General features: G+C 64.6%; 15 protein-coding genes, 1 other RNA gene and 1 riboswitch. Of the genes, 11 read left to right on the forward strand and 5 right to left on the reverse strand.

The genetic code is table 11. The annotated features are described in order from the left end of the window. Positions 1–438: 438 nt before the first annotated feature. Positions 439–790, reverse strand: a transfer-messenger RNA (tmRNA) gene (ssrA, locus tag JHD67_RS06595). Positions 791–897: 107 nt separating this feature from the next. On the opposite strand from ssrA, the gene JHD67_RS06600 reads away from it, so the two are divergent. Beyond that, a complete protein-coding gene (locus tag JHD67_RS06600; protein WP_199098375.1) occupies positions 898–1,401 on the forward strand; it encodes a GNAT family N-acetyltransferase in 504 nt (167 codons plus the stop codon). A gap of 246 nt (positions 1,402–1,647) precedes the next feature. Here JHD67_RS06600 and smpB read toward each other — a convergent pair whose 3' ends face one another. Then, a complete protein-coding gene (smpB, locus tag JHD67_RS06605; RefSeq protein WP_199098376.1) occupies positions 1,648–2,133 on the reverse strand; it encodes an SsrA-binding protein SmpB in 486 nt (161 codons plus the stop codon). Positions 2,134–2,214: 81 nt separating this feature from the next. Here smpB and JHD67_RS06610 point away from each other — a divergent pair, with 81 nt between their 5' ends. Next, positions 2,215–2,646, forward strand: coding sequence for a type II toxin-antitoxin system RatA family toxin (locus tag JHD67_RS06610; RefSeq protein ID WP_199098377.1), 432 nt, complete (start codon positions 2,215–2,217; stop codon positions 2,644–2,646). Next, positions 2,639–2,920 carry an RnfH family protein gene (locus tag JHD67_RS06615; RefSeq protein ID WP_199098378.1) on the forward strand — a complete coding sequence of 94 codons (282 nt, stop codon included), beginning with the start codon at positions 2,639–2,641 and terminating at the stop codon, positions 2,918–2,920. Before JHD67_RS06610 ends, JHD67_RS06615 begins: the two co-directional genes overlap by 8 nt. A 17-nt stretch (positions 2,921–2,937) precedes the next feature. Here the strand turns inward: JHD67_RS06615 and bamE are convergent, their stop codons facing one another. Further along, positions 2,938–3,387 carry an outer membrane protein assembly factor BamE gene (gene bamE / locus JHD67_RS06620; protein WP_199098379.1) on the reverse strand — a complete coding sequence of 150 codons (450 nt, stop codon included), beginning with the start codon at positions 3,385–3,387 and terminating at the stop codon, positions 2,938–2,940. A gap of 76 nt (positions 3,388–3,463) precedes the next feature. On the opposite strand from bamE, the gene fur reads away from it, so the two are divergent. After that, positions 3,464–3,880, forward strand: coding sequence for a ferric iron uptake transcriptional regulator (gene fur / locus JHD67_RS06625; protein ID WP_199098380.1), 417 nt, complete (start codon positions 3,464–3,466; stop codon positions 3,878–3,880). Positions 3,881–4,350: 470 nt separating this feature from the next. Here fur and JHD67_RS06630 read toward each other — a convergent pair whose 3' ends face one another. Beyond that, positions 4,351–5,946, reverse strand: a complete 1,596-nt coding sequence (locus JHD67_RS06630) for an MASE1 domain-containing protein (protein WP_199098381.1) — start codon at positions 5,944–5,946, stop codon at positions 4,351–4,353. Between the two features lie 69 nt (positions 5,947–6,015). Between JHD67_RS06630 and JHD67_RS06635 the strand changes: the two genes are divergently transcribed. Beyond that, complete coding sequence (locus JHD67_RS06635; protein ID WP_199098382.1) at positions 6,016–6,651, forward strand: response regulator transcription factor; 636 nt, start codon at positions 6,016–6,018, stop codon at positions 6,649–6,651. A 314-nt stretch (positions 6,652–6,965) separates the two neighbouring features. Here JHD67_RS06635 and recN read toward each other — a convergent pair whose 3' ends face one another. After that, positions 6,966–8,636 (reverse strand): DNA repair protein RecN, encoded by a 1,671-nt coding sequence (recN, locus tag JHD67_RS06640; RefSeq protein WP_199098383.1) that lies wholly within the window; start codon positions 8,634–8,636, stop codon positions 6,966–6,968. 193 nt (positions 8,637–8,829) lie between these two features. On the opposite strand from recN, the gene hrcA reads away from it, so the two are divergent. From hrcA to pdxY, 6 genes are all read left to right on the forward strand, one after another. Continuing rightward, positions 8,830–9,882: a heat-inducible transcriptional repressor HrcA gene (gene hrcA / locus JHD67_RS06645; RefSeq protein ID WP_199098384.1), complete on the forward strand. Its 1,053-nt coding sequence runs from the start codon at positions 8,830–8,832 to the stop codon at positions 9,880–9,882. Between the two features lie 86 nt (positions 9,883–9,968). Beyond that, complete coding sequence (gene grpE, locus JHD67_RS06650) at positions 9,969–10,493, forward strand: nucleotide exchange factor GrpE (RefSeq protein ID WP_199098385.1); 525 nt, start codon at positions 9,969–9,971, stop codon at positions 10,491–10,493. Positions 10,494–10,653: 160 nt separating this feature from the next. Next, positions 10,654–12,576 (forward strand): molecular chaperone DnaK, encoded by a 1,923-nt coding sequence (gene dnaK, locus JHD67_RS06655; RefSeq protein ID WP_199098386.1) that lies wholly within the window; start codon positions 10,654–10,656, stop codon positions 12,574–12,576. A 130-nt stretch (positions 12,577–12,706) separates the two neighbouring features. Next, positions 12,707–13,837, forward strand: a complete 1,131-nt coding sequence (dnaJ, locus tag JHD67_RS06660; RefSeq protein ID WP_199098387.1) for a molecular chaperone DnaJ — start codon at positions 12,707–12,709, stop codon at positions 13,835–13,837. A 134-nt stretch (positions 13,838–13,971) separates the two neighbouring features. Further along, on the forward strand, positions 13,972–14,775 hold the full coding sequence (gene dapB / locus JHD67_RS06665; protein ID WP_199098388.1) for a 4-hydroxy-tetrahydrodipicolinate reductase: 804 nt from the start codon (positions 13,972–13,974) through the stop codon (positions 14,773–14,775). 45 nt (positions 14,776–14,820) lie between these two features. Then, entirely contained in the window at positions 14,821–15,729 is a 909-nt protein-coding gene (gene pdxY / locus JHD67_RS06670) for a pyridoxal kinase (protein WP_199098389.1), read from the forward strand. 49 nt (positions 15,730–15,778) lie between these two features. Beyond that, positions 15,779–15,943, forward strand: a riboswitch (yybP-ykoY riboswitch). The last annotated feature ends 45 nt before the right edge of the window (positions 15,944–15,988 follow it).

The following is a 15,988-nucleotide window of genomic DNA, read 5'->3' on the forward strand; positions in this document are numbered from 1 at the left end:
CCCGACTCCACGCGCTTCAGCGCGTCCATGATCTGGCTGTCCGTAAATCTCGACTTCTTCATTCTGTAGAATCCTCTCAACGAGAAAATTCTACTTCTGATCCCGAGGGTTCTGCGGGGGGACTACCGATGTAGCAATTCGATTTGGCGACAGAAGGCCTGATACCGCACTCTGTTTCACCTATCCATGCTTAGTTTCGATACCAGAGCAAAGTAGATCCATAACAAAGCGATACCTTGCCTTGCTAATCGCTACGCTTGTTAGTGGCATTTGGGGGTGTCGACAGGGGCAACTGTGATGGGTGACACGCTGGTTGCCCCCGATTTTGCCCCCAGCTTTCAAGGAATCTCTTGGGACGGCTGCGAACAAAGAAAAAGGCCGGAACCCTCGCTGTTGCTTGGGCTTCCGGCCTTCTTAGTACGTCCGAGGACGCTTTATTGGTGGAGGTGGGCGGAGTCGAACCGCCGTCCGAAGGCGTTTGACGCCCGGTACTACATGCTTAGCTCACCGTTAGATCTCGTCCCGCGACAGCACAGTGTGCAAAGCGCATCGAAGGACCAGCCTGCTTTATTTAACCCTTACCGACAGGCGGCAGCTTCGGGCGATCTCGTGATAATGACCCTACATCCACGAGCACGAGCACAAGTGGGTTCGGGGCTAGGCCTTAAGCGGCCAGAGCGTAGTTGTCGTCGTTGGCAACTATAAGTTTGCTGCTGGATTAACGAGGAAAGCTGCCCCCTCGGCATGCACCAAGCCATCTCACTACCCCCGTCGAAGCCAGGACACCCCCGGGGAAAGCTAAAGCTGGTCAGTCAGTATATGGAGCTTGCGGGTCTTTCATCAAGGCCGCGCGTGGAGGTTATGGTGTGCGGGGTCCACCAACGGAGCGGAATAGCCATGGTGCGGATACGTCAGGCGGGTGTGCCCGATGCGGGCGTGATGACCGAGTTGCGTTGCGCGTTCCTGGAAGAAGAGCTTGGGCACTCGTTGCCTGATGGCTTTGCCGATCAGTTGCGTGGCTGGATTGAAGAGGCCGCGTTGGATGGGCGCCTGTTGTTCTGGCTGGCCGAGCTGGAGGGGAAGGTGGCCGGATGTGTAGCGGTGAATCCGTATCCGCATATGCCTTCGGCGTACTTCTCCGCCGGTGTTGGCTGGTATCTGCTCAACATGTACGTAAAGCCGGCCTATCGGCGTCAGGGCGTGGCGGCGGCCTTGCTGGCGACGGTGGGCGCTGCCGCCAGAGAGTACGGGGTGGATGCGATCAATCTGCATGCCACGCCCGAGGCGCACGATTTGTATGAGCGCTTTGGCTTTACCACCTCGATCGATGCGATGAATTTGTCGCTGACGGTGCGCGAGGAGGCACCGGTGGAGCGTGTGGCTGCGGGCGAGGGTGGTTGAGGGTGAGCGTGGGCGCCGGACGCGCGCTTGTTGACGGCCATCCCTGGGCAGGTGCGGCGCTTTTCAGCAGCCAAAGGGCGGCTGACCTGGCGTGTTGGTGATGGGCTGAAGTCGCTGGATGCCCGCTTTCGCGGGGATGACGGTCAATGGCGACGCGGCGTGTTCGCGGGATGATCGTCCACAGGGATACAGCGGGCTCGTCAGTGATGCCGGCTTAAAAGGGCAGTGGACCGCTGAGGTGGGGCCTCAGCGGTTGTGCGCGCGCATGGTGCGTTGCTTTTCGCGCTGCCAGTCGCGTTCCTTCTCCGCATCGCGCTTGTCGTGGGCCTGCTTGCCCTTGGCCAGGCCGATTTCCACCTTCACCTTGTTGCCTTTCCAATACATGGCCATGGGGATGAGGGTGTAGCCCTTGCGTTCGACGGCGCCGATGAGCGTGTCGATCTCTTCGCGATGCAGCAACAGCTTGCGGGTGCGTCGATCGTTGGCTACGACGTGCGTGGAGGCGCTGATCAGGGGCGGAATGGAGGTGCCTACCAGTTGGATCTCGTTGCGGATGACCATGGCGTAGCTGTCGCCAAAGTTGATACGACCGGCACGCAGTGACTTGACCTCCCAGCCTTGCAGCTCGACGCCGGCCTCGAAGCGCTGATCGATGTGGTACTCGTGGCGTGCGCGCTTGTTGAGCGCGATGGTGCCGCCAGCGTGTTTGTCTTTGTCCTTAGGCTTGGCCATGTCCGTTAAACTTCGGGCTGTTTGCCCTTATGAGGGTCCGGCCAAAGGGGCCTGGATCCAGAGATTTTAGAAGAGGCTGAAGTGATCGAGATCCGCCGTAGTGCCCTGGTGCGATATTCGCCGGCCCAGATGTTTGACCTCGTCAATGAGGTCGAAGCATACCCAAAGCGTTTCCCTTGGTGTGTTGGCGCCCAGATTCTGGAGCGCGGCGAGGATGTGCTGGTGGCGCGCCTGGATCTCAAGTACGCCGGATTCCGCCAGAGCTTTACTACCCGTAATACCACTGTGCGTCCGCAGCGTCTGCATATGAGCCTGGTGGATGGACCGTTCCGCAGTCTGGATGGGCTGTGGGAGTTCACCGCGCTGGGCGATGCCGGCAGCAAGATCACCTTTGCGCTGGATTTCGACTATGCCGGCAAACTGGGTGGCACGGCACTCAAGCTGGGTTTCCAGGGGCTGGCTGGCCGCATGGTCGACGATTTCTGTCGCGAGGCGGAGCGTACCTATGGGTGAGCAGGTCAGCGTTGAGGTGGTCTACGCCGAGGCGTCGAGCCAGGTGGTGCGTCGCGTATCGCTGGCGACCGGCAGCACGGTGATGCAGGCCATCGAGGCTTCGGGGATCGCGCAGGCGGTAAGCGGCCTGGTGATCGATCCGTCGCGGCTGGGCATCTTTTCGCGCAAGGTGACGCCGGAGCAGGTGGTTGCCGAGGGCGACCGGGTGGAAATCTACCGGCCGCTCATGCTCGATCCCAAGGAAGCACGCCGACGCCGCGCCCACGAGGGCTGACGCCGGCCGCAAAGGCCTTAGTGGCCCTCGTCGCCGCTGCCGCCGTCCTTCTTCTCGGGCGTGCCGCTAGTGTTCTTGTCGCCCTGGGTTTCGTCGACCGGATAGTTGGCGTGGTACTTCTTGCTGTCGTCGACCAGCTTCTTGGCGTCTTCGGCAAAGAAGTCACCTTCCGAGCGCACGAGCACGTCGTTGTTGAAGGTCAGCGTCAGCGTGCGGATCTTGATCGGGCCGCCACGGTGCTGCTGGGTGGAAACGTAGTCCCACTGGTTCTGGTTGAACGGTGAGTTCACCGAGGGCGAGCCCATCAGTACCAGCACCTGGCGCTTGGTCATGCCCGGCTGCAGCTGATCCACGTTTTTCTTGTCGAGCAGGTTGCCCTGCTGCACGTCGGGGGTGTAGATGAGGCGGCAGCTGGCCAGCGAGAGGGCCAACATGGCAAAACCCAGCGTGCGAATCAGCTTGTGCATGCGTGTTGCGTCCGGATCGTAAAGGTGTCGGATGATACACTAACGGCCTTGTGGCGCCGTGTGCGTGGAGCTTGAAATGGAACAGGAAACCAAAGAACTACGCAAAGCCGGGCTTAAGGTCACGCACCCCCGCATGCGCATTTTGCAGATCTTCGAGGACGAGGATGCGCGCCACCTCACCGCCGAAGACATCTACAAACGCCTGCTCGCCGACCAGGAAGACATCGGCCTGGCCACGGTTTACCGGGTACTGACCCAGTTCGAGGCGGCCGGCATCGTCGTCAAGCACAATTTCGAGGGCGGCCAGGCCGTCTACGAGCTGGACCGCGGCAAGCATCATGACCACATGATTGATGTGGACAGCGGCAAGGTCATTGAGTTCGTCAGCGAGGAGATCGAGCGCCTCCAGCACGAAATCGCCGCCCGCCACGGCTATGTGATCGAGGATCACAGCCTGGTGCTGTACGTGCGGCCCAAGAAGGGCGCCAAGTAGCCGCATTCTGCCCAAAAGGCAGCCGAGGCCGGTAGCGTTCCCACGCTGCCGGCCTTTTGCCTTTCAGGGGCAACGGTCGGGTGACTCAAGGGCCGTTTCAGCGCGGGATGCGCGGGCGCAGGGATGAGGCTGGCCCGCTGGCCTTGGTCAGTCAGGCGCGGCTGGCCTTGCTGGGCTTGGAGCAAGGCAGGGGCAGGGCCGGCGAGCAGGCAAAAAAAAGCCGCGGGAGGACTCCTGTCCGCCCTGCGGCTGAGCCGTTACCGGATGGCTCCTTTGGTAGGCGAGTTGCTCGCGCTACCCGGTTGCGCCACCGACTCCGGCGGAACGGCATCCTGCCGTTCTTCATGCCCACCGTCCCCACGGTTGGCATGGCTCACCATCTTGCGATGGTGGCTCCCCCACATCGATGGATTGAGACTAACGAAGCCTTCACGGCCCGGCTATTGGAAAATTTCCTATGTAACCGTTATTCAGGAGCGCGCCGGATCGGCGACGTTCGTGCTGCTTCGCAGCAAAATCCTGAGATGTACGCCCTGGGACTCAGGGCGTACGCGGAATAGGCCACCCAAAGACGTCACCCGGTCACGCATGCCCTGCATGCCCCGGCCGCCTCGTGGAATGCGCGCGGGCAGACCGATGCCGTTGTCGCGGATGTCCAGCAGGGCCAACGCCACGCCCTGGCGCGCGCCAATGCGCAGGCGCAGTTGGAACAGGTCGGCATGTGCGTGTTTGACGGCGTTGGTGGCGCTTTCCTGCACAAGTCGATAGACCACGGTGCGGGTGTCGTCGTCCAGCAGGCGGGGGTCGCCGTGCAGGTCGGTGCGATAGGCCACGCCAGCGGCGGCCAGCAAATCGCGGATCGGGCCTTCGTCCAGGGCGCGCAGCAGGCCGAACTCGTCCAGTACGGCCGGGCGCAGGTCGTCCAGCAAGCGATGCAGGGCGCGTCGCATGTGGCCAAGGATGGTGTTGATCGAAACCCCGATGTCGTCCATGCCGGCCTGGGCCAGGCGCGACTGGGCGAGCTTGAGGTGGGTCTGGATGGCGGTAAGGTTCTGGCCCAGCTCGTCATGCAGCTCGGCGGCCATATGGCGGCGCTGGTTCTCTTCCGTACGCAGGTTGCCGCGAGCGGCATCGCGTAGCTGGCGTGCCAGGTGATCCAGTCGGCGATTTACCGCGGCGAGGTATACGTTCTGCTCCGCCACGCGTTCGCTGCTGCGACGGAGCGCGTCGGTGGCCGAACCCAGCATCAGCGCACCGGTGCCCGCTACCGCCAGGAACAGCTCGCCGGCCGCGCCAGGCGCGCCGTGACCTGCGTAGTGGTCCACCAGGGTCATGCCCAGGCTGGAGATGAGCATGGCCAGGCTGGCGCCGCGCCAGCCATGACGAAAGGCAAAGAACAGCACCGGCGCCAGCGAGAGCACCCGGGCGAACTGGGGCTGCGGCGCCTCGTGCGAGGACAGCACCAGCAGGATCGCCATGGACGGCAGCAATACCAGCAGGCCATCCATCAGCAGCCGGCCCAGCGCGCGGCGTGCGAGGCGGGCGCGGGCCAGCATCACCAGCAGCGGGACTACCAGCAGTACGCCGACGTAGTTGCCGAGCAGGTCTTGCCCCAGCGCCTGCACCATCATCTGGGGGTTGGGGCTGGCGTGGATCAATGCGAGCAGCACCGCATCCGTGGCGGTGGTGGCCGCTACGGTGAAGGCAGCCGACAGGAGCAGGCGGGCGACATCTTCCGGGTCGCGCAGGCTGGCGTGCAGGTTGGCGCGGCGCATCAGCGAAAGGCAGATCGCCACCACCACCGGCTCGGGGAATTCGCCCAGGATGAAGCCGCTCCAGCCCAGGTTGAAGCCATGTACCAGGCCAATCAGTCCGCTGGCCGCGAATTCCGCGCCCAGCAACCACGGCCACATGCGCCAGGGTGCCAGCAACAGCGCCCCGAAACGCAGCCCATAAGGCAGCATCCAGTACGGTTGCTCGGTGGGCCATAGCAATAGCCAGAGCAGGAAATAGGCTACGCCGAACAGCAGGTCTGAGCCGGAAAGCGCAAAGGATTTCGATCGCATGCGCGGGATGTTACATGGCTGGCACAAAGGTATAGGCGCCCCCTCTCGGGACTGCTATACATACAGCCCATGTACAGCATCGTCTTGGTCGATGACCACGCCATCGTCCGCGAGGGGTTCAAGCGGCTTATCGAACTGGAACCGGATCTTGAGGTGGTGGCGGAGTGCCGCTGCGCCGACGATGCGGTGGAAGCGGTGGGTTCGCGGCGGCCAGACCTCGTGGCGCTCGATCTTTCGTTGCCCGACGGCAGCGGGTTGCCGTTGATCGAGCACCTGCGCAGCGTGGCGGCCGACACGCGCATCGTGGTGCTGAGCATGCACGACGGCGAGCCCTATGTTTCCGAAGCGCTGCGCCGCGGTGCCAGTGGCTACGTGACCAAAGGGGTGGCGCCGGAGGAACTGGTGGCCGGCCTGCGGGCGGTGATGCAGGGCGAGTGTTTCCTCAGTTCGGACCTGCGCAAGCGTCGCGCCGAGCGGCCCAACGAATCGCGCGATCCCATTCACCGCCTCACGGCGCGCGAGCGCGAGGTGTTCCTGTTGCTGGCGGCCGGGCGTGCGCCCAAGCAGGTGGCGGGCGAACTGGGTATCGGTCAGAAGACCGTCTACATCCATCGCGCCAGCCTGATGGGCAAGCTGGGCGCCGGCTCGGAACTGGATCTCTATCGCATGGCGGCTGAGCGCGGGTTGCTGCCGCAACGTAGCTGATGGCCCATGGCATCAGCCCTCGACTAGGGCTGGGCTGGCTAGGGCGACTTCGTTTGCATGCGGATAAAAGAAGCCCTCCTGGACAAGGAGGGCTTTGGGGCGTCAGTTGAGGATCCGTGGCATGGACCAGGCTTGCGCCACCGCGCCGCTGCAATGCCAGACTTGCAACGGCACGTCGTCGCTTGGTCGGGCATTGGGGACGTCCAGGCGCCGTCCATCTGACGAATCCGGGCTGCGCACTTCTGCGGCTGGCCATGCCTTTTCACCCCTTCATCCCTTTACGGATAAGGGGTGGTTCGGGGCCTTCCCGGCGGTTAAGCCTGCGCTCGCTCCAGCATCTGTTTGGCGTGTGCGCGGGTTTCACGGGTGATTTCCACACCGCCGAGCATGCGGGCCAGTTCGTCGCGGCGACCGTTGGCGTCGAGCTTCTCGATGCGGGTGCGGGTGGACTCGCCGTCGCTGGCCTTGCTCACGCGCAGGTGCGCGTGGCCTTGTGCCGCCACCTGCGGTAAATGGGTAACGCACAGCACTTGGCGCTGCCCGCCCAGGGCGCGAAGCTTTTGGCCGACCACTTCGGCCACCGCGCCACCGATGCCGGTGTCCACCTCGTCGAAGACCATGGTGCCAATGGTGTCCTTGCCCAACGTGGCGACCTCGATGGCCAGGCTGATGCGGGCCAGTTCACCGCCGGAAGCCACCTTGCGCAGGGCGCGCGGCGGCTGGCCCGGGTTGGCGCTCACCAGCAGTTCGCAGCGTTCGCGGCCTTGCGGGTCCGGATCGGTGTCGGCGGTGGCTTCGAGCTCCACCAGCAGGCGGCCGCCACTCATGCCGAGCTCATTCATCAGTGCGCTGACTTCTCCACCCAGGCGGCCGGCGGCCTCATGGCGGGCGTGACTGAGCTTGCCGGCCTGCTCGTCGTATTGCTGCTGCAGGCGGATGCGTTGACTGGCGAGTTTCTCCAGCGCATCGCCCGCGCCTTCCAGTTCGTCCAGTTCGCTGCGCAGCGTGGCGGCCTTGTCGTGCAATTCGGCCACGGTTACGCGATGGCGGCGCGACAGTTCGTGCAGGCGGGTGAGATGGGTGTCCACTTCCGCGTAGCGATCGGGGTCCAGATCGACATCCAGCGCGTAGCGGCCCAGGCCGTCGGCGGCTTCGCTGAGCTGGATGGAGGCGTTGTCCAGCAGCTCCAGCATGGGCGCCAAGCGGTCGTCGAGCCCGGCCAGCTTGCTCATTTCCAACTGGGCACGGCCCAGGGCGCGGCGCAAGGCGAATTCGCTTTCGCCATCGAGCAATTCGACCACGTTGCCGGCGCCTTCGGCCAGACGGCCGGCATTGGCGAGGCGTTTGTGGCTGGCTTCCAGCTCGGTGAGTTCGGCCACGGGCAGGGCCCATTTGTCCAGTTCGCCAAGCTCATGGCTCAGCAGTTCGATGCGCTGCTCGCGGTCGTCACCGCCGCTCAGCTTGCGGATGCGCTGGCCCAGCTCACGCCATTGCTGCGCCAGTTCGCGCACCTGGGCGACCAGGTCCTCGTTGCCCGCATAAGCGTCGAGCAGCTCCATCTGGTGGGCGCGCGAGAGCAGCGCCTGATGCTCGTGCTGGCCATGGATTTCCACCAGCAAGGTCGCCAGCTCGCCGAGCTGGCTGGCATTGGCCGGGCGGCCGTTGATCCAGGCGCGGGAGCTGCCTTCGGCGCGGATCACGCGGCGCAGCTGGCAGCTGTCTTCTTCGTCCAGTTCCTCGCGCTGCAGCCAGGCGCGGGCCTCGGGCAGGTGGGTAAGGTCGAATTCGGCGGTGAGTTCGGCGCGGTCGCTGCCGGCACGCACCATGCCGCTGTCGGCACGTGCGCCGGCCAGCAGCATCAGGGCGTCGACCAGCAAGGATTTGCCAGCGCCGGTTTCGCCGCTGACCACGGTTAAGCCGGGGCCGAAGGCAATCTCGGCTTCTTCGACGACGGCGAAATGACGAACGTAGAGCGAGGTGAGCATGGGCGCTGGTGTGGTGAAGTCGGTCGATTGTAAGGGGCGGGGGCTGGGGAACGGATAGAGGGTAGCCCTTCCGGTTGACGCCCCGGTGTCGGCGCGCCCTCCTGGATACCCGTCCCCTGGCCGATTCCAACCGGTTTCTTGCAAACTTTTTCCGGAGACCTTATTTCTTTGGTGTCTCACGGATTGCTACAGCATGCCCGCCGCCTATCTCGATGCACGCGCACGTCGCCTGTTGCGCACATTGATCGCCCAATACCTTGCCGATGGTGAGCCGGTGGGCTCGCGCACGCTTTCGCGTTCGTCCGGGCTCGATGTCAGCCCGGCCACCATTCGCAACATCATGGCCGACCTGGAAGAGGCCGGCCTGGTCGCCTCCCCGCATACCTCGGCGGGCCGGGTGCCCACGCCGCGCGGGCTGCGCCTGTTTGTGGACAGCCTGATCGAACTGCAGCCGCTGCCGCACGAGGAGATGGCGCGGCTGCGTCGCGAGCTGCCGCCGGGACCCACCACCACGCGCGACCTGCTGGGCAATGTCTCCACCCTGCTGTCGGCCATGACCCGCTTCGCCGGCGTGGTCACCGTGCCGAGGCAGGCGGACTTCCCGCTGCGCCATATCGATTTTGTCCCGCTGCCGGACGCCCGGGTGCTGGTTATCCTGGTGTTCGCCGACAACCAGGTGCAGAACCGCATCGTGCAGTTGCAGAAGCCGCTGGACAGCCGCGAGCTGGAACAGGCGGCCAATTACCTCAACAGCCAGTTCGCCGGGCTGCGCCTGGACGATATCCGGGCCCACTTATTGCTCGAGCTGCGCGAGGCCAGCAGCGAACTCAACCGCCTGCTCTCCAGCGCAGTGGAGCTGGCGGCCGCCTCCTTCGCGCCGCAGGCGGGCGGCGACGATGTGCTGGTGAGCGGCCAGACCAACCTGATGGGGTATTCGGAGCTGGCCAACCTGGACCGCCTGCGCGAGCTGTTCGAGGCGTTTCAGCAGAAGAACGAGCTGTTGCAGTTGATGGAGGTCTGCGCCAAGGCACCCGGCGTACGGCTGTTCATCGGCGAGGAATCGGGTTTTGCCGCGCTGGACGGTTGCAGCGTGGTCACCGCCAGCTATGGCGCGCAAGGGCGTGTATTGGGGGCGGTGGGGGTCATCGGCCCCACCCGCATGGCTTATGAGCGGGTGATCCCGGTGGTGCAAGCTACGGCCGGATTGCTCAGCGACGCCTTGAATCGCGTCGCAACGACCTTATAACGCGCCCGGGAGGCGGGTTTACCCGCAAGTTTCTTGACGGCTGGCGCCCTTGGGGGCCGGCCATGGATAAGGCTTGGAGTCTTTTTATGCAAAGCAACGATCCAACGACCTCGAACGAGGCACAGGGCGCGGGCGATACCCCGAACGCCGAACTGGCGGCGCTGAAAGCGCGCATCGCGGAGCTGGAAGCCAGCAATGTCGAGCTGCGCGACACCGTGCTGCGCGAAAAGGCTGAAATCGAGAACCAGCGCCGCCGCTTGCACCGTGACGTGGAACAGGCTCGCCGCTTTGCCAACGAGAAGCTGCTCAACGAGCTGCTGCCGGTGTACGACGGCCTGGAGCGCGGCCTGCAGGTGGAGGGTGGTGACGTCGCCAGCGTGCGCGAAGGTATCGCGCTCACGCTCAAGTCGCTGCTCAAGATTGCCGAGAACAACGGCTTGGTCCAGGTCGACCCGCTGGGCCAGCCGCTGGATCCGGAGAAGCACCACGCCGTGAGCATGGTGGAGGCCCCGGGCACGGCGCCCAACACCGTGGTGAACGTGCTGCAGAAGGGCTATGTGTTGAACGATCGGTTGTTGCGCCCCGCGTTGGTGGCGGTCGCCAAGGACTAACGCCGTCGTCGGCGGTCCAGGACGCCTGAACCGCGTCCTCCGCCGCCGCCACAGGCGAGGCATTGGGCGTCTTGCCGGCATTGAGTTGCCACACGGCGAGCCCCATCTGAAAACCAGTCGCGGCCGAGGGGTCGCTTAAAGCATTCGGGAGTAGACAAGTATGGGCAAGATCATTGGTATCGACCTGGGCACGACCAACTCGTGCGTCGCCGTGATGGACGGCACCACCGCCAAGGTCATCGAGAATTCCGAGGGCGATCGCACCACGCCGTCGATCGTGGCTTTCACCAAGGACAACGAAGTGATGGTGGGCGCGCCGGCCAAGCGCCAGAGCGTGACCAACCCCAAGAACACCTTCTACGCGGTGAAGCGCCTCATTGGCCGCAAGTTCACCGACGCGGAAGTCCAGAAGGACCTGCACATCGTGCCCTACGGCATCGTGGCGCATGAGAACGGCGACGCTTGGGTGGAAACGGCCGACGGCAAGAAGATGGCTCCCCAGGAGATCTCGGCCAAGGTCCTGATGAAGATGAAGAAGACCGCTGAGGATTACCTCGGCGAGCCGGTGACCGAAGCGGTCATCACTGTGCCGGCCTACTTCAACGACAGCCAGCGCCAGGCCACCAAGGACGCCGGCCGCATCGCGGGCCTGGACGTCAAGCGCATCATCAACGAGCCGACCGCGGCCGCCCTGGCCTATGGCCTGGACAAGAAGGGCGGTGATCGCAAGATCGCCGTGTACGACCTCGGCGGCGGCACCTTCGACGTGTCGATCATCGAGATCGCCGAAGTGGACGGCGAGAAGCAGTTCGAAGTGCTGGCGACCAACGGCGACACCTTCCTGGGTGGCGAAGACTTCGACATGCGCGTCATCGACTACCTGGTCGAAGAGTTCAAGAAAGACCAGGGCATGGACCTGCGCAAGGACCCGCTCGCGCTGCAGCGCCTGAAGGATGCCGCCGAGCGTGCCAAGATCGAGCTGTCCTCCAGCCACCAGACCGAAGTAAACCTGCCGTACATCACGGCCGATGCCTCCGGTCCGAAGCATCTCAACATCAAGCTCACCCGCGCCAAGCTGGAAGCGCTGGTAGAAGATCTGGTCAAGCGCACCATCGAGCCGTGCCGCACCGCGCTCAACGACGCGGGCCTGCGTGTGTCCGACATCAACGAGGTCATCCTCGTGGGCGGCCAGACCCGTATGCCCAAGGTGCAGGAGTCGGTGAAGGACTTCTTCGGCAAGGAACCGCGCAAGGACGTCAACCCGGACGAGGCCGTCGCTGTCGGCGCCGCCATCCAGGGCGGCGTGCTGGGCGGTACCGTGAAGGACGTGCTGCTGCTGGACGTGACCCCGCTGTCGCTCGGTATCGAGACGATGGGTGGTGTGATGACCAAGTTGATCGAGAAGAACACCACTGTGCCGACCAAGGCCTCGCAGGTGTTCTCCACCGCCGACGACAACCAGACCGCGGTGACCGTGCACGTGCTGCAGGGTGAGCGCGAGCGCGCCAGCGCCAACAAGTCGCTGGGCAAGTTCGACCTGCAGGGCATCGAGGCGGCGCCGCGCGGCATGCCGCAGATCGAAGTGACCTTCGATATCGATGCCAACGGCATCCTGCACGTGTCGGCCAAGGACAAGAAGACCGGCAAGGAACAGAAGATCGAAATCAAGGCCGGCTCGGGTCTGTCCGAGGAAGAAATCAACCGCATGGTGGCCGATGCCGAGGCCAACAAGGAAGAAGACCGCAAGTTCCACGAGCTTGTCGGCACCCGCAACAAGGCCGATCAGCTGGTGCACGCCACCCGTGGCGCGCTGAAGGAGCACGGCGGCAAGGTGCCGGCCGATCAGCTCAGCAGCATCGAAGGCGCGCTGTCGGATCTGGAAAAGGTCAAGGACGGCGACGACAAGGGTGCCATCGAGTCGAAGATCGAAAAGCTCGAGCAGGTGGCCCAGGCGCTGTATGCCGCCGCCCAGGGTGGCGCCCAGGCCGATGCCGGCGCACGCGCAGGCGCGCAGCAGGGCTCGGCGGCTCAGGACGACGTGGTCGATGCCGAGTTCACTGAAGTCAAGGACGATAAGAAGTAAAATAGGCCGGTCGGCGCTGCCGATCTGATGCAGCCCGCGCCCGGGACACGAACCTAGGCGCGGGCTGTTTGCTGAGGAGACATGGATCGGCCGATTCATGTGGCAAGAGCGATCCATGCCGGATGCAACGATGAGCAAGCGTGATTACTACGAAATCCTTGGTGTCGAACGCACCGTCACCGAGGTCGAACTGAAGAAGTCCTTTCGTCGCCTGGCGATGAAGTACCACCCGGACCGCTGTCCGGACGATCCGCATGCGCAGGAGAAGTTCAAGGAGGCCAAAGAGGCCTACGAAGTGCTCTCCGACGCGCAGAAGCGCAGCCTGTACGACCAGCACGGCCACGCCGCTTTCGAGCACGGCATGGGCGGGCGCGGCAACGCCGGTGGCTTTGGCGACATGGGCGACATCTTTGGGGACATTTTCGGCGACATCTTCGGCATGGGCGGAGGCGGCCGTGGCCGTACCCGTCGCGGCTCGGATCTGCGCTACATCATGGAGCTGGATCTCGAAGAAGCCGTGTTCGGCGTCGAGAAGAAGTTCGACATTCCCACCCAGGTGAACTGCCACCATTGCAATGGCAGCGGTTCGGCCGACGGCAAGACTGTGCCCTGCAAGACCTGCGCGGGCCATGGCCGCGTGCGCATGCAAAACGGCATCTTCTCCATCCAGCAGGCATGCCCGCATTGCGGCGGCAGCGGCCAGGCCATCGAAAAGCCGTGCAAGGCCTGCGATGGCGAGGGTCGCCTGGAAGAAACCCGCGCCTTGTCGGTGAACATTCCTGCCGGCGTGGACAATGGCGACCGTATCCGCCTGGCCGGGCAGGGCGAAGCCGGTCCGGCCGGCAGCGAGGCGGGCGACCTCTATGTCGAGGTGCGCGTGCGCGAGCACGCCATCTTCCAGCGCGATGGCAACGACCTGCATTGCGAGTTGCCGATACGCTTCTCGCACGCGGCGCTGGGCGCGGAACTCAAGGTGCCGACGCTGGACGGCGAAGTATCGATCAATATCCCGCCGGAGACGCAGACGGGTCAGCTGTTCCGTTTGCGCGGGCGTGGCGTGAAGTCGGTGCGCAGCACGCGCACGGGCGACCTGATCTGCCGCGTGGTGCTGGAGACGCCGGTGCGCCTCACCAAGCAGCAGCGCGATCTGCTGGAGCAGCTCGAGGCCACCTTCGCCAACGGCAATGCCGATACGCACTCGCCGCGCGCCAAGAGCTGGGTCGATGGGGTGAAGCAGTTTTGGTCCAAGGTGACATCCTAAATTCCATTGCCCATCCATACGCCCGCTTCGAACGAAGCGGGCTTTTTTTTGTGCCCTTGGTGTACGCCGGTCGATGGTGCCGCTAGCATCGCGTGTCCCTGTCGTTTTGCCCGATCCTGGGCCGGAGTCCACGCATGAGCCACCCCGTTCGCCTTGCCATCAATGGCGCCACTGGCCGCATGGGCCATGCTCTGCTGCAACTGGTGAAGGGCGATGCCCGCTTTGCGCTGGTGGTCGCCACCTGCTCGTCCGGCTCCCCCGTATTGGGGCAACGGGTGTATGCGGGTGAGGATGAGCTGCGCTACACGCACGGCTGGCCCGAACCCGGCACGCTGGATGTGGTGATTGACTTCAGTGGCCCGGCCGGGCTCGCCGAGGCGCTCACCTATTGCGAGTCCAACGGCGTCGCACTCGTCACCGGCACGACCGGGCTTGACCTCACCTTTGCGCAGCGACTCACCGCTTCGGCGCAGCGCATTGCGCTGCTGCGTGCCGCCAATTTCAGCCTGGGCGTGGCGGTACTGACGCGCTTGCTGCGACAAGCCGCTGCAGCGTTGCCCAACTGGGATCTGGATATCGTCGAGGCCCATCACAACCGCAAGGCGGATGCCCCGTCCGGCACCGCGCTGGCACTGGGCGAAGCCGCGGCCGCGGCGCGCGGCACCTCGCTGGCCGAGAGTGCGGTCTATTCCCGCGAAGGCCTGGTCGGGCCGCGCGAGCACGGCACCATCGGTTTTGCGGTGGTGCGCGGCGGCGATATCGTCGGCGAGCATGAAGCCTTGCTGATGGGCGAGGGTGAGCGCATCGAACTGGTGCATCGCGCGACCGATCGCTCGATCTTCGCGCGTGGCGCGCTGGAGGCGGCGCATTGGATCAGCGGACGTGCCGCGGGCGACTACGATCTCGACACGCTTTTGAGCGAACGCGCGGGACACTGACGATTACACGCGCCGGACGGTGCGCCTTACCTACGAAGGAACGCCATGAGCCAGCCATTGGAAGATCATCTGCTCCACGGCCGTCGCCAACGCCCCGAGGGGCCGGCGCCGGTGGACATCATCTCGGTGCAGTCCCAGCTCGTCTACGGTTACGCGGGCAATAGCGCAGCGGTGCCGCCGCTGCGGCAGTGGGGTTTGCGCGTGGCCGAGGTGCCCACGACCTTGCTGAGCAACACGCCGTTCTACGCCACCATGCGCGGCAAAGTGCTGCCGGTCGATTGGTTTGGCGGCTTGCTGCAGGGCGTGCGAGAGCGGCAGCTGCATGCGCGCGCGCAGGTATTGTTGTCGGGCTACCTGGGTAGCGTCGATAACGGCCACGCGTTCGCCGATTGGGTGGAGCAGGTATTGCAGGAGGCGCCGCGACTGCGCTTTTGCCTGGACCCGGTGATAGGCGATACGCATACCGGGCCCTATGTCGAGCCGGGTTTGGAGGCGGTGTTCCGGGAGCGTCTGTTGCCGCTCGCGTGGCTGGTCAGCCCCAATGCGTTCGAGCTCGAGCGCCTCAGTGGATTGCCGGCGGTCACCGAGCAGGAAGGGCTCAAGGCCGCGCGCGCCTTGCTCGTGCGTGGCCCGGAATGGGTGGTCGCCCATAGCGTGCGTCATGCTTCTGGCCATCTGGTCACGCTGGCGGTCAGCGAAGGCGAGGCCTGGAAGGTGGTTTCACCGGAGCTGCCGATCGATGTCGCCGGCACGGGTGACGTGCTTACCGCCTTGATTATCGCCAGCCTGCTGGATGGCGAAGCCATGCCGCGCGCGCTGGAGCGCGCCGTGGCGGGCGTTCATGCGGCCCTGGAGGCTACCCTGTCCCATCAGCATGAGGAGCTGGACATCATGGTGGCGGCCCCTGCCGCGCGCTTTGATGGGGCGCCGCGCTTTACCGCCGAGCGCGCCTGACCGGGCGGGCGCCTCGCTTGTCCGCCTGGACAGGGCTGGGTACCATGCACGGGTTGTCATTGGGGAGTAGCCATCCTCACCCCCTTCACCCGCCTGGCGGGTGACTTCAGAGGAGTCCGCGTCAACAGACTTGAAGCCTCGGCTTCATGGTGCGGATGGCCTTCGATATCGACTGATATCGATCGCCCGGCGAGACCTTTGGCCGCGACGCGCTCACCTTTGCCGGGCGAGCTCGCGTCGTCGCGCCATGGGTATTGTG

Source organism: Dyella sp. ASV21, assembly GCF_016428975.1.
Classification (GTDB): domain Bacteria; phylum Pseudomonadota; class Gammaproteobacteria; order Xanthomonadales; family Rhodanobacteraceae; genus Dyella.

Excerpts from the sequence above, each read along its gene's own strand:
- bamE (WP_199098379.1), bottom strand. The coding sequence starts at position 3,387 with ATGCACAAGCTGATTCGCACGCTGGGTTTTGCCATGTTGGCCCTCTCG.
- pdxY (WP_199098389.1), top strand. The coding sequence starts at position 14,821 with ATGAGCCAGCCATTGGAAGATCATCTGCTCCACGGCCGTCGCCAACGC.
- smpB (WP_199098376.1), bottom strand. The coding sequence starts at position 2,133 with ATGGCCAAGCCTAAGGACAAAGACAAACACGCTGGCGGCACCATCGCG.
- JHD67_RS06635 (WP_199098382.1), top strand. The coding sequence starts at position 6,016 with ATGTACAGCATCGTCTTGGTCGATGACCACGCCATCGTCCGCGAGGGG.
- dapB (WP_199098388.1), top strand. The coding sequence starts at position 13,972 with ATGAGCCACCCCGTTCGCCTTGCCATCAATGGCGCCACTGGCCGCATG.
- hrcA (WP_199098384.1), top strand. The coding sequence starts at position 8,830 with ATGCCCGCCGCCTATCTCGATGCACGCGCACGTCGCCTGTTGCGCACA.
- recN (WP_199098383.1), bottom strand. The coding sequence starts at position 8,636 with ATGCTCACCTCGCTCTACGTTCGTCATTTCGCCGTCGTCGAAGAAGCC.
- fur (WP_199098380.1), top strand. The coding sequence starts at position 3,464 with ATGGAACAGGAAACCAAAGAACTACGCAAAGCCGGGCTTAAGGTCACG.
- dnaK (WP_199098386.1), top strand. The coding sequence starts at position 10,654 with ATGGGCAAGATCATTGGTATCGACCTGGGCACGACCAACTCGTGCGTC.
- JHD67_RS06615 (WP_199098378.1), top strand. The coding sequence starts at position 2,639 with ATGGGTGAGCAGGTCAGCGTTGAGGTGGTCTACGCCGAGGCGTCGAGC.
- JHD67_RS06600 (WP_199098375.1), top strand. The coding sequence starts at position 898 with ATGGTGCGGATACGTCAGGCGGGTGTGCCCGATGCGGGCGTGATGACC.
- JHD67_RS06630 (WP_199098381.1), bottom strand. The coding sequence starts at position 5,946 with ATGCGATCGAAATCCTTTGCGCTTTCCGGCTCAGACCTGCTGTTCGGC.
- dnaJ (WP_199098387.1), top strand. The coding sequence starts at position 12,707 with ATGAGCAAGCGTGATTACTACGAAATCCTTGGTGTCGAACGCACCGTC.
- grpE (WP_199098385.1), top strand. The coding sequence starts at position 9,969 with ATGCAAAGCAACGATCCAACGACCTCGAACGAGGCACAGGGCGCGGGC.